General features: G+C 48.4%; 10 protein-coding genes. 7 read left to right on the forward strand and 3 right to left on the reverse strand.

The annotated features are described in order from the left end of the window. Positions 1-16 precede the first annotated feature (16 nt). Together ACIFQN_RS30925 and ACIFQN_RS30930 are read left to right on the forward strand one after the other, a co-directional pair. Complete coding sequence (locus ACIFQN_RS30925; RefSeq protein WP_429836961.1) at positions 17-1,120, forward strand: MSMEG_1061 family FMN-dependent PPOX-type flavoprotein; 1,104 nt, start codon at positions 17-19, stop codon at positions 1,118-1,120. A 168-nt stretch (positions 1,121-1,288) separates the two neighbouring features. After that, positions 1,289-2,785: a DHA2 family efflux MFS transporter permease subunit gene (locus ACIFQN_RS30930; protein WP_429836892.1), complete on the forward strand. Its 1,497-nt coding sequence runs from the start codon at positions 1,289-1,291 to the stop codon at positions 2,783-2,785. A gap of 65 nt (positions 2,786-2,850) precedes the next feature. On the opposite strand, the gene ACIFQN_RS30935 is transcribed toward ACIFQN_RS30930, so the two are convergent. Together ACIFQN_RS30935 and ACIFQN_RS30940 are read right to left on the reverse strand one after the other, a co-directional pair. Beyond that, the gene (locus ACIFQN_RS30935) at positions 2,851-3,081 is read right to left on the reverse strand and encodes a DUF1128 domain-containing protein (RefSeq protein WP_429836893.1); all 231 of its coding nucleotides are present in this window, start codon (positions 3,079-3,081) and stop codon (positions 2,851-2,853) included. A 31-nt stretch (positions 3,082-3,112) separates the two neighbouring features. Then, on the reverse strand, positions 3,113-5,605 hold the full coding sequence (locus tag ACIFQN_RS30940; RefSeq protein WP_429836894.1) for a DUF3656 domain-containing U32 family peptidase: 2,493 nt from the start codon (positions 5,603-5,605) through the stop codon (positions 3,113-3,115). Between the two features lie 181 nt (positions 5,606-5,786). Here ACIFQN_RS30940 and ACIFQN_RS30945 point away from each other — a divergent pair, with 181 nt between their 5' ends. Genes ACIFQN_RS30945 through ACIFQN_RS30955 form a run of 3 tightly spaced genes read left to right on the forward strand, consistent with a single transcriptional unit; the run spans position 5,787 to position 8,942 of the window. Next, positions 5,787-7,058 (forward strand): ATP-binding protein, encoded by a 1,272-nt coding sequence (locus ACIFQN_RS30945; protein ID WP_429836895.1) that lies wholly within the window; start codon positions 5,787-5,789, stop codon positions 7,056-7,058. An 18-nt stretch (positions 7,059-7,076) separates the two neighbouring features. Next, positions 7,077-7,250 (forward strand): hypothetical protein, encoded by a 174-nt coding sequence (locus ACIFQN_RS30950; RefSeq protein WP_429836896.1) that lies wholly within the window; start codon positions 7,077-7,079, stop codon positions 7,248-7,250. 3 nt (positions 7,251-7,253) lie between these two features. Continuing rightward, the gene (locus tag ACIFQN_RS30955; RefSeq protein ID WP_429836897.1) at positions 7,254-8,942 is read left to right on the forward strand and encodes a peptide ABC transporter substrate-binding protein; all 1,689 of its coding nucleotides are present in this window, start codon (positions 7,254-7,256) and stop codon (positions 8,940-8,942) included. 21 nt (positions 8,943-8,963) lie between these two features. Here the strand turns inward: ACIFQN_RS30955 and ACIFQN_RS30960 are convergent, their stop codons facing one another. Then, positions 8,964-9,563 (reverse strand): TetR/AcrR family transcriptional regulator, encoded by a 600-nt coding sequence (locus ACIFQN_RS30960; protein ID WP_429836898.1) that lies wholly within the window; start codon positions 9,561-9,563, stop codon positions 8,964-8,966. Positions 9,564-9,760: 197 nt separating this feature from the next. Between ACIFQN_RS30960 and ACIFQN_RS30965 the strand changes: the two genes are divergently transcribed. Together ACIFQN_RS30965 and ACIFQN_RS30970 are read left to right on the forward strand one after the other, a co-directional pair. Next, positions 9,761-10,234, forward strand: coding sequence for an N-acetyltransferase (locus ACIFQN_RS30965; RefSeq protein ID WP_429836899.1), 474 nt, complete (start codon positions 9,761-9,763; stop codon positions 10,232-10,234). Positions 10,235-10,344: 110 nt separating this feature from the next. Beyond that, complete coding sequence (locus tag ACIFQN_RS30970; RefSeq protein WP_429836900.1) at positions 10,345-12,423, forward strand: methyl-accepting chemotaxis protein; 2,079 nt, start codon at positions 10,345-10,347, stop codon at positions 12,421-12,423. The last annotated feature ends 15 nt before the right edge of the window (positions 12,424-12,438 follow it).

Consider the following 12,438-nt stretch of genomic DNA (forward strand, 5'->3'; position numbering starts at 1 on the left):
GGGGCTACAGGTGAAGATGATGCCTACCTTAATCGTACAAAGCGAAGCAGAGCTACGGGAGTTCATCGGGTACCCAACGAAAGATGTAGAAGGTAAAAAACTGCCTGTATTTGAATCCGTAAGTCGAGAATTTATCGCACATTCACCTTTCGTCTGTGTAACGACACGGCAGCCGAACGGAAGCATCGACTTGTCTGCGCGGGGCGGCTTGCCTGGGTTTGTCCATGTGCTGGATGATCGTACACTGCTCATTCCCGATCATCCAGATAATCGTTTAAGTGACAGCCTAGAAAACATTCAGGCTAATCCTTTTATCGGTCTTATCTTTTTTATTCCGGTGGTCAATGAGACCTTGCGGATCAATGGGCGTGCCCACGTTGTTCGGGATAAGGATGTGCTAGCTACTCATTTTCCCGAAAATCAGTGTGAAGCGGCAATAGCAGTCACGGTAGTGGAGAGTTATCTGCATTGTGCAAAGGCGTTCATTCGCTCCCGTCTGTGGGATTCTGCTGCACATGTGAATACTCAGTTGACGTTTACACATCAAGTGGAGACGGTCGTTCGTCGGACAGAATTGGACGAACAATGCCAAATGTTTATCCGTAATGCCCCCTTTCTCTGTCTTGGATCAAGCCTAGTAGAAGGCGGAGCAGATGTCTCTCCGCGGGGTGATCCCAATGGATTTGTCATGATGCCAAGTGAAAACACGATGTTAATTCCAGATCGTCCAGGGAATCGACTGGCTGACAACTTCCGTAATATTCTCGTCAACCCTCTACTGGGAGTGATGTTTTTTGTTCCGGGGATTGACTGGGCACTGACGGTTCACGGCCGAGCATGCATTGTCAAGGATCCTGAACTACTCGAACCACTGACTGTTCAAGGAAAAAGACCGGCTTTGGGAATTTGGATTGACATCGAAGAAGTTTTACTGGCTCATAACCAAGCATTGCAACTCTCGCTTTTATGGAATCCGCAAGTTCGGATTGCACGAAAAGATTTCCCATCGTTTGGTCAGATGATTGCCAAACAGTTAGCGTTCCTAGGTAGTCTAGGCGACACGAATGCTGATTCTTTGGATCGTTTTCTCGAGTCGGAAAACAAAAAATGGCTGTACTGATGTCTTACTGACCACCGACCTACCCACCCAACCAATGAACAAGATCGCCCTTCCCTCCTTCTTCTTACCTGGGCAGAAATGGAATGGCAAGTGGTAATACGTTACATACTATCGAGGATAGGATTACCATTACCATGACCTGAAGGTGGAGAAGGGGTAAAGACGAAAATGGCTAAACACCAAGGAGTGGAAGGCAAAAACATACACAGAGGGTCGATTCTGGGTGTGATCATTGCGGGGGCCATCGCCGCTTTGCTGAACCAGACGCTATTAAACGTCGCCTTGCCAAAACTGATGGAGCAGTTCCACATCACTACGTCGACGGCACAGTGGGTCATTACGATTTACATGCTGGTCAATGGGGTCTTGATTCCCACAACGGCTTTTTTAATGCAAAAATATACGACAAGGCAGCTGTTTATGACGGCTATGGGGCTGTTCGCCACGGGAACGCTCATTTGCGGGATAGCCCCCAGCTTTTCAATCATGCTGATAGGGCGTGTCGTACAGGCAGCAGGTGCGGGAATCGTCATGCCACTGATGACCAACGTCATTTTCAATATGTTCCCGCTCGAAAAAAGAGGATCAGCTATGGGGATTGTCGGGATTGCGATGGTGTTTGCCCCGGCGATTGGTCCTACGCTGTCTGGTTGGATTGTCGAGCACTACTCATGGCGGCTGTTGTTTTTCATTATTCTCCCGATCGCACTCATTGTGCTTGTGATCTCATCCTTTGTCTTGAAAAATGTGACCGAGACCAGCAGCCCACGCCTCGATGTTTGGGGAGTTATGCTCTCGACGATCGGGTTTGGCAGCTTGCTCTACGGCTTTAGCTCTGCGGGGGGGCTGGGCTGGAAAAACACAGAAGTGATTATCATGCTTCTCATCGGCTGTATCAGCCTGGTGCTTTTTGTTTGGCGCCAACTAACGATCGATCACGCCATGCTGGAATTTCGCATTTTTCAAACGCCAACGTATACATTGGCCGTACTCATCAGCCTGATGGTAAACATGTCTCTGTATTCCGGGATGATTCTCTTGCCTGTCTACGTTCAAAACATCCTGCACTTTACGCCCGTACAATCTGGTCTGCTCTTGTTGCCGGGTAGTATCATCATGGGAATCATGTCACCGATAACAGGAAGACTGTTTGACAAATTTGGAGCGCGGGGGCTGGCTTTGACCGGGCTTGTGATCACGAGCGTGACGACTTTTGGATTCACCAAGCTGAGCTTGTACACAAGCTACACGTATCTGGTCACCCTTTACACGGTGCGGATGTTTGGCCTGTCGATGCTCATGATGCCAGTAATGACATCCGGTCTGAATGCCCTTCCGCTGAAATTAAACCCGCACGGAACAGCCATGTCGAATACGATCAATGCGATTGGAGGGGCTTTGGGTACTGCACTTTTCGTGACAATCATGACTACAAAAAGTGCGGCCCATACGGCTGACATCGTTCGAAGCCAGCATATTAACCCTGCGGATCAGACACAAATGGGACTAGCTACCATGCAAGGAATGGCGATGGGGACAAGCGATGCTTTTTGGATCGCCACCATGTTTACCGTGATGGCACTCATACTGGCTCTCTTCCTGCGGAATAACACGCCGCGAAGAGACGAGGTCACCGAGAAAAAGCGCGTTCCCCAGCTTTCCTAGGCTGCTGGAAATGGAAAAAGCGTCGCCCTGATGAGGGAGCGACGCTTTTTTGTGCGATCTCATACTTACGCTTGCTTGCGCATAGCACCAAGCTCTTCGACGATGGCAGTCATCTCATTGATGCCAAACGCGGACTTTTTCTGCACCATTTTATACAGGTACAGCAGGTCCTCATAATGCTCCAAATCAAAATCCTCTGGGCGCATGACAGCGGTGTTTGCCATATTCAGCTTCGCTTTGATACCCTCGATGATCACAGCCAGGTTTTCTACCGTAGGTTGATTCAGGTCAGCCATTCTATTACTCTCCTCTCTTCAAAACAGGATGTTATTTCGTCAGCTGTCCACGAGTGACGCCCAATTGGTTGGTTGCCTTGAGGGTACGCCATACGTGTGTGCCGCTTACTTCTCCGCGCAGTGCTTTGCGATACAGACTGATGACTTCCGCTACACGCTCTGGCTCTTCTTCCAGGAACTCGATCCGATAGCTGCCTACATTCAATGAACGGAATTCTTTTAAATACTCCGCACCTGACTGGTCAATCGCATTGTAGACCGTATTGCGGCAGCCAGTATCTACGCGAACCGGATGGGAAAAACCTACACGGTCCTTGAGCGAGATGCGGGAAGTTTCACAAGGCGTTCCGCAGTTCGTATGATCAGTACCTTCGCTCATGAAAGTGCAGTAAACGCAATGCTCGGTGTGGAACATTGGCATGTGCTGATGAATAACTAGTTCCATATTTGCCGCATTGGAGCGACTGAGCAAATCGACCATCTGTTGAATGTTCAAATCGTAGGATGGCGTGACGCGTGTCAGACCAGCCTCGAGGAACAGCTCCACAGCCTTGTGATTGGCTACATTCAGCGAAAAGTCGCCAATCAGCGGAATGTCGATTTCACCCTTGCGTGACAAGTAGTAGTAAAGTGCCCCTGTATTGCGTACGAGAATCGCATCAGGCTTGCTTTTCGCGATCAGCGCCAGTACGCCGTTTTCATCCGGCATATGGATGCGCATCGTTGCAATACCGATTTTTTTCCCGTATTTGTGCGCGAGCTTGACTCCTTCTGGATACTGCTTGACGAACTCAAAGTCAGCGTAGAGGAAATCCACGTCGGTCTGTGCAGCGGCCTCCAATTGCTCAAGCGAACGGCAAAGAGCAGTCAACAGCGGTTTTTCCACAGGCTGCTTCATAGGAACATCTGCGTACACGTTAACATCGTGATGATGGTAGACAGGTGGTTTGGAACGCAGGAACATCAGCTGCTCTACTGCTTCCCGACGCATACGGTTCAGCTCACTGACAGGGACGATCAAATCTGTGTCCAGATCAACGGTCAAATCGCCCGCTTCCAGATGAAACAAGGTTCCGCCCAGACGGCTCAATTGATCATGCAAAAGCTCTGCGGTCAAAGGACGCTTGAGAGCGGCCTCCAAAGCCATTTCCGATGGAACCGTGACGGCGTGATTCGCCTTTTTATCTACCCACGTCACACGTAAGCTTTCACCAAGTTTGCCGCTCGCATGAACAGCTAATGGGAAAGTATGGTACGGCTTTTCCGTCTCAAATGTTTTACGCAGACGTTTGTCCAACTCAGGATCGCTGGTCTTCCATACGCGGTCCCCTACGTGGAGACGCTTCAGGTTGACGTCATTTCGGCCCATAACGATTTCGTACAGACCTTTTTGGACTTCGCCTTCTACCTTTTTGCCGCGTGTAAGAATATCGTAGATGCGTCCGCCTTCTTCTTTTTGCGTAGGGTCTCCCGCGTCAAATACGATGCCATCCCCGCGTTTTACGGGAGAGGTGACTTCTACTAATACAGCGCTACTCATCAGTTTTTTGACTGTGCCCAAAAATACGCCGCGGCTTTTCGGGAACGATCCGTCAACGAGCTGCTTGTTGTTTGTCCCGGTCAAAAATCCGTGGGTGAAGCCCCGAGAAAAGCTTTGCTGCAATTCGCGAACTTCCTGCTCACTTGGACCTATGTCTTGACCTGCAAAATAGCGTTCGATCGCAGCGTTGTATTTGCTCACGACGTTCGCTACGTATTCCGGCGTTTTCAGACGTCCTTCGATTTTAAAGGAAGTGACGCCTGCCTCAATCAATTCAGGTACCAGATCAATGGCAGCCAAATCTTTTGGCGAGAGCACGTAAGCGATGTTGCCCATTTCTTTTTGGACTCCATCTACCATCAAATCATAGGGCAAGCGGCATGCCTGGGCGCATTCACCGCGGTTGGCGGAGCGGCCTCCCCACATCTCAGAGGTCAAGCATTGTCCTGAATAGGAGACGCATAGCGCTCCGTGCACAAATACTTCCATAGGAAGCTTTGCTTTCTCTCCGATCTTTTTGATCTCTTTCAGCGAGTTTTCCCGGCCCAGAACGACACGTTCCATATCAAAAGGCTTGGTAAACTCCACTGCTTCCGGTGAGGTGATCGTCATTTGCGTAGAGCCATGGATCGGGAAGTCAGGCGAGATTTCACGAATCAGCTTTACGAGACCGAGGTCTTGCACGATAACCGCATCTACCCCGGCATGAATACAGGCATCGATTAGCTCGCGAGCGTCCTCTAATTCATTTTCAAATACCAGGATATTAAAAGTAAGAAATCCCTTTACACCGTACATGTGCAAATAGGACATAATCTCAGGTAAATCCGCCATATGGAAGTTCTCCGCTCGCGCGCGGGCGTTGAACTTTTCTACTCCAAAAAAGACAGCATTCGCTCCGTTAGCAACGGCAGCCTTTAAACAGTCCCAATTTCCGGCAGGGGCCAACAATTCAATATCTTCACGCTTAATACCATTTCGCATGTGTATGTCTTACCTCCAAGGTCTTCAAACAAGCTCTTCTTCATCATAGGGAAATGTAAGGGCCATCGCAACAAAAACATCGACTCTACCAGATGTTGAAAATGTCCCTTCCAGACAGACTGGAAAAAATGGTATTCTGTAAGAAAAGTCCAAAAATTTGATTACGATCAGAGGAACCGATATGCCAATCATCAAAGACATTCTCCTGCAGTTTCTATTTATTATCGTCCCTGTCCTATTGTTCAAAAGTGTCTGGCTGGATCGTTCAAATTTACACAAACTGGATATCAAAACATCTCTGGTAGTTTTGCTCAGTTCCGTAAGCGTTATTTCTTGTATGAGCTTCCCTGTACAATTCGGTGATGATCTACAGTATGATTTTCGCTCGATACCTATCATTATTACCCTGCTTTACGCTGGTTATATCCCCGGCATTCTGACGATTATCGTCATGATTGCTTTTCGGCTCTCTCTCGGCGGAGAGGGTATTGTTGCCACGATCTTTAGTTGTATTGTCTATACAAGTCTTACCTGTCTGTGGGTGAAGCGGTGGTATAGCTATTCATTTCGCAAAAAGATGGGAGTTATCCTGCTAGTGGGCATCGTGAAGCAGTTGTCTGTGATGCTCGGAATGCTTGCGGTATACCTCTCGAATGACTTGTCGACCGAGGAGATATATACCCATTTGCGACCCATAGCTGAAATTGGTGTACTGAGTCTGGTTGTATTCGGAGCAATTACCTATTTAATGGAATTCATCCGAGAGTCGTACATCATCCGCATCCAGGTCGAACGATCAGAAAAACTGAATTTGATCAGTGAGCTGGCAGCGAGTGTCGCCCATGAAGTTCGCAATCCGCTTACGGTAGTGCGCGGGTTCGTGCAGCTTTTGGGAGAGGAAACCAAGCCGCACAAGAATGAGTACATACGATTGGTATTAAACGAGCTGGATCGGGCGGAATACATCATATCCGACTACCTGAATTTGGCAAAGCCTCAAGCGGATAGTAAGTCGCGTCTGGAGATTACATCCGTCGTAGGGGAAGTAGCGGCTCTCATGGCTTCCTATGCCGTAATGAACGGAGTAGAAATCGTGACGAATTCCAGAGAGGAGTTGTTCATCTACAGCAATTCCGCCAAGGTGAAGCAAGCCTTGATGAATCTGATAAAAAACGGCATCGAGGCGATGCAGCAAAGTGGAGGAGTCCTGTTCATAAAAGTAGAGAGAATCAACGAGCACATCGTCATCTACATCCGGGACGAGGGCGTAGGAATGTCCAAAGAACAGATTGCCCAGATCGGCCTTCCTTTTTATTCGACCAAAGAAAAAGGAACCGGGCTCGGCCTCATGGTTAGCTGTCGGATTATTGAGTCCATGGCTGGAACTGTCCAAATCAAAAGCGAGCAGGGTAAAGGTACACTGGTAACGATTCGTTTGCCCGCTGTGCCCTGACCTGGAAAGGAGGCGAATATGGGACATGAACAAGCAATGTGGGAAAAGCTGTTTTACGAGCTGGCCTGCATCAAAAGTGAAATGAAGGCGTTCAAGCTGGAAACGCGAGCAGAACTTTATCAAATCAAGGCTGAGCTGAAAGAATGGCAACAACGTATCGAGCATCAACGGCTCCCAAACGAAGGGGAATAGACGATGATCAAATCGCAAAAAAAGTGGTGGCAAAAGACGCTCAAAGCTATTCTGGCAGCAGGCTTATCCGTGTCGCTGGCGGCATGCGCACAAACAAAGGAAGCAGCAAAACCAACGGAACAACCCGGGTCATCGGGGACGACGCAATCAGAAGCAGCTCCTCCTACCAAAGAGCCTCAGCAAGTGCTTCGACTGAACAACTTTACCGAACCGCTCTCATTGCATCCGGGGCTCATCACGGATGTTTGGTCTTCCAACGTAATTTTCCAGACGTTTGAAGGGCTGACCCGCATTGACAAGAATGGCGTGCCGCAGCCGGCCATTGCAGGTGAAATCAAGGCTTCGGATGATCTGTTGACTTACACCTTTACGATTCGAGACAATGCCAAATGGTCCAATGGTGACCAAGTGACTGCCCAAGATTTTGAAAACGCCTGGAAATGGGTGCTGGATGCGAAAAACGGCTCGGAGTATGCCTATCAGCTGTTTTATGTAAAAAATGCAGAAGCGGCATTTAGCGGCAAGGCGAAGCCAGAAGAGGTAGGCGTTAAGGCAACAGACGACAAGACCTTGGTCGTATCATTGGAGAATCCGACTCCGTTCTTTCTGGAGCTGACTGCTTTCTATAGCTATTTTCCACTGAATACCAAAGTCGTGAGCCAGAATCCGAACTGGGCCAAGGAAGCAGGCCCTGCCTATACCTCCAACGGTCCGTTCAAGCTGGCCCAGTGGGAGCATAAGACCAAGCTCATCCTGGAGAAAAATGAAAACTACTGGGACGCACAATCTGTCAAGCTGACCAAGATCGAGATGAATATCATTAATGACGCGAATACAGAGCTGTCGATGCTGGAGAATGGCGATCTGGACTGGGCAGGTGCTCCGACAGGCAATCTGCCGCTCGATGCGATGGAAACGCTCAAGGACAAAGGATTGCTTGCGATCACGCCAAAAGCAGGCACGTACTGGTATGAGTTTAATACGCAGCAAAAGCCATTCCATAACAAGAAAATCCGGCAAGCATTCTCCTACGCGATCAATCGAAAAGATATCGTAGACAACGTGACTCAGGGAGGCGAGCTGGTAGCTACTGCGGTGGTGCCGCCAACGATGTTTGCCGAAAATGAAAAGGGCTTGTTCCTGGACAATGATGTGGAAAAAGCGAAGCAACTGCTCGCCGAAGGAATGAAAGAAGAAGGCTATGCCAGCATCGACAAGCTGCCTCCAATCATCCTTTCCTATAATACAGAAGATGCGCAGACCAAAATTGCACAGGCCGTCCAAGACATGTGGCAGAAAAATCTGGGTGTGCATGTTAAGCTGGAAAATCAGGAATGGAACGTCTACTACGAGAATGTGAAAAATGGTAAGTTTCAGGTAGCGCGGATGGGATGGACAGGTGATTTCAACGACCCGATCAACTTCTTGGAGATTTTCCGAACCAAGGAAGGCAATAACCACACGAGATGGGAGAAGAAGGAGTATGCCGATCTCCTGGCTGCCTCTTCCAAGGAAAAGGATGCTGCCAAGCGCAAAGCGATCCTACAGGATGCAGAAAAGATTTTGGTCGACGACATGCCGGTTATTCCGTTCTATTTCAAGTCGACCGTATATGCAAAAAACCCCAATCTGAAAGACGTCGTTATTTCAGGACTGGGGAACGCGCAATACAAATGGGCCTATTTTGAATAAAAGAAAACGAAGGGCTGGTCGCTAGGATTCTTCCACGACCAGCCCTTCGAATACGATGGAGACCTTCTCTTCCATAATTTCTTCCAATGCCCATGCCCCTTCATTACGAACCCAGTCATAAAGAGCATTGTAATAAATGTTTTCCAGCATGTTGGCAGCGACGAGAGAATTGAATTTGCTTTTCAGCTGTCCTTTTTCTTGTGCTTCTTCGATCAAGTCCGCAAAAAGCTGGCGCAGCTCAAAATACATGTTTTTTTCATTTTCCAGCACTTTGCGATGCTTCATCGAAGATTCAACCACGACCTTGATGAAGTCAAAGTTGGTAATGGTGACTTCATTCATGATTTTATAAATACGCAGCACCTTTGCTTTGCAATCGTCACCAAAATCCCACTCATCACGGCGCTCCTCAATCTCATGCAGCCGTTCGTAGCCCCAGTTGGCAAGGATGGCTTCTTTTGACGTGAAATGCAAAAAGATCGTGCCGCGAGCGACATCCGCTTCTTCTGAGATCATGTCGATCGTGGTTGCTTCAAAGCCAAATGTTTTGAATAGCTTGATAGCCGAACTGAAGATTTTATCGCGAGTCTCGCGCTTTTTTCGTTCCCGTCTTGTCGTCAAAAAAGAAACACCTCCCTGATTCGTATGCTTGATTATAACACAACCATTACCTACAAAAGAATTGATACACAAAGTTCGGGCAAAAAACGCTAAAAAAAGGATAGACTTATGGGAAAGTCGATTGTATATTTATATACTATAATGAATAATTATTAAATCATACCAAGCTGCCAGAGCGTGGAGTGGAGGAGTGTAAAATGAGTGTTGCTAAAGCGCTGACGGTACGTCAGGCAACGATGAGAGACGTTGACGCCATGTTGGAAATTGTTAATGAATATGCACAACAGGGGTTGATGTTGCCGCGAACCAAATTGTCTGTCTGTGAAAATTTGCAGTCGTTTATCGTCGCTCATGACGGAGACGCGGTAGTGGGCGTGGCGGGACTGCATATTTTGTGGGAAGACCTGGCCGAAATTCGCTCGCTCGCCATCTCTGAAAAGGCAAAAGGAAAAGGCGTCGGAAAGCATTTGGTTCTCCACTTGGTCGAGCAGTGCCGTGTCATCGGAATCAAACGGGTACTTGCCTTAACGTATCAAAAAGAGTTCTTTGAAAAATGCGGATTCTGGATCGTTGCCAAAGAAACGTTGCCGCAAAAAGTTTGGAAGGATTGTATCAATTGTTCCAAGCTGCCCATGTGCGACGAAATTGCGATGATCATGGAAACGGTTTGATATTTTAGGAAGAGCCTTCCTTTTTTTCTTTTCTGGTACTATATTTATGAGAAGTACACAAACATAAAGAATAGTTTGCCAGAAGAGATTGTCAAATGGGGGGCTTTTCTATGAAATTGGGGGCGCGCGTACTCATTGTCTTGTTACTTGCTGGAATTGTACCTTTAACGGCAGCAGGCGTATTTGCTTATCAGGAAACAAAGCAAGCATTGCTGAAAGAAAGTGCGGCTACCCTGGAAGCACTGCGCAACAGCAAGAAGGAGCAGGTCGAAAATTACTTTCGTGAAAGGGCCCGCAACGTGGATACATTGGCTGCATCGGGAACAGTGATATCGGCCTTGTCTTCGTTTGAGGGCATCTGGCATGAGGGGCGGGATTCACCTGCGTATCAGGAGGCAGAGCATACCTTTACAAAGGAACTGAAGATGGAGATAGCCCGCTATGGATTTGCCAACGCATTTCTTTTGAATGATAAAGGGGATGTGGTGTACGAGACGAATCCGCAGGCTGATCTGGGCACCAATCTATTGAACGGCCAGTATGCAAACACGATTCTCGGGAAAACCGTACAAAACGTACTGAAAGTGCAAAGCGCAGAAATGTCCGATCTGGGACGATACGAACCATCCGGAAATACACCTGGCGTGTTCATCGCAGCACCTATCTACGAAAGAGGGTATATTCTCGGACAATTAGCGGTGGAGGTCTCCCTGGATTATATCTCCAGGCAATTGAACCAACGTGAGGGACTAGGGGAGACAGGCAAAATTTATCTGGTTGGATCAGACAAGCTGATGCGCTCCCAGATAGGCTCGGGACAGGAGATGCTGCTGCACCAAAAGGTCGAAACACCTGTCATCGAAAAGATCATCCATACAGATCAGTTTACAGGCACCGAAGAGAGCATAGACTTTCGCGGACAACAAGTTCTGGTTTCCTACGATCAGGTGAACATAGGGAAAGCGAAGTGGGCGATTTTAGCAGAAATGGATATGACCGAAATATTGGAAGGACCGAGCCGCATTAAAAACGCCATGGTCGTGTTTAACGGAGTCGTCTTGCTGCTCATTGTCGCGATTTCATTGTTCACCGCAAACTGGCTGCACCGCTCGTTTCAAGGCTTGCTCGCTGTGACTGACCGGATTGGGCACGGGGATTTTTCCAGTCCATTCCCAAGCAAGCTATTGAAGCGAGGGGATGAGCTGGGAGAACTATCACGATCGCTTTTAACCATGCGGGATCAATTACATACGATTTTGCAGCAGGTACGCCAGGCAGCGACCTCCGTTTCCTATGCGGTACGAGATATACACGGAAATACCGGTGAGATCGCTTCCTCTAGCCAGCAAATTGTGCAAGTCGTAGACCAGGTGGCAGCGTCCGCTGACAACCAGATGGATAAAATGGGGACGACCTTGCAGTTAGCAGTGGATTTGACCAATGATGTCGCAGGCGTAACGGAAAATGTAGAGCAGGTTTCGGTATCATCACAGGAAATGAAGCGACATGCAGAGGCTGGCAGAAAAGCTGTAACGGCCGTGATGGTCAGCATGGAAGAAATCAATCGTTCCGTCGAAGGGGTCACTGATGTCATTCATGCACTGGAGAGGCGATCGCAGGATATTTCTCGGATTATTTCCGTCATTACCGAGATAGCTAGGCAAACAAATTTGCTGGCGCTGAATGCAGCGATCGAAGCAGTACGTGCTGGTGAGCATGGCAAAGGATTCGCGGTAGTGGCAGGGGAAGTACGCAAGCTGTCGGAAGGCACAAACGAGGCTACCCAACAAATCGTGAACATGATCAGCGACATTCAAAAGGATACAAAGGCAGCGGTGGCTCGGATGGCAGAAGGCGCCGAAACGACCGCTCACGGGATGAAAACAGCCAGTCAATCCAAAGAGATGTTCCAGCGCATCGAGGAAAATATTATCCGGGTATCGCAGGAAATGGAGAGGGTCAGTGAGGCTTTCACGAGGATGGCTCCCGACGCCAAACAAGTGGTCACTGTAGCCCAAGAAGTGTCCTCAGCATCCATGCAGGCGGCCGCTGGAGTCCAAAGCATTTCCGCAGCAGTAGAAGAACAAAGTGCAGCTATGGAGCTGATTGTCCAGTCAGCTGATCAGTTGGCTAAGATGGCAGAAGACCTGCGCATATCGTTGTCATCCTTTGTTTTGACTGAAAATTAAGAAAGATGAGAGGCC

Source organism: Brevibacillus sp. NRS-1366, assembly GCF_050467985.1.

Bases quoted from the DNA above. Each gene is read 5' to 3' on its own strand.
- ACIFQN_RS30930 (WP_429836892.1), top strand. From the start codon at position 1,289: ATGGCTAAACACCAAGGAGTGGAAGGCAAAAACATACACAGAGGGTCG.
- ACIFQN_RS30965 (WP_429836899.1), top strand. From the start codon at position 9,761: ATGAGTGTTGCTAAAGCGCTGACGGTACGTCAGGCAACGATGAGAGAC.
- ACIFQN_RS30935 (WP_429836893.1), bottom strand. From the start codon at position 3,081: ATGGCTGACCTGAATCAACCTACGGTAGAAAACCTGGCTGTGATCATC.
- ACIFQN_RS30925 (WP_429836961.1), top strand. From the start codon at position 17: ATGATGCCTACCTTAATCGTACAAAGCGAAGCAGAGCTACGGGAGTTC.
- ACIFQN_RS30950 (WP_429836896.1), top strand. From the start codon at position 7,077: ATGGGACATGAACAAGCAATGTGGGAAAAGCTGTTTTACGAGCTGGCC.
- ACIFQN_RS30955 (WP_429836897.1), top strand. From the start codon at position 7,254: ATGATCAAATCGCAAAAAAAGTGGTGGCAAAAGACGCTCAAAGCTATT.
- ACIFQN_RS30940 (WP_429836894.1), bottom strand. From the start codon at position 5,605: ATGCGAAATGGTATTAAGCGTGAAGATATTGAATTGTTGGCCCCTGCC.
- ACIFQN_RS30970 (WP_429836900.1), top strand. From the start codon at position 10,345: ATGAAATTGGGGGCGCGCGTACTCATTGTCTTGTTACTTGCTGGAATT.
- ACIFQN_RS30945 (WP_429836895.1), top strand. From the start codon at position 5,787: ATGCCAATCATCAAAGACATTCTCCTGCAGTTTCTATTTATTATCGTC.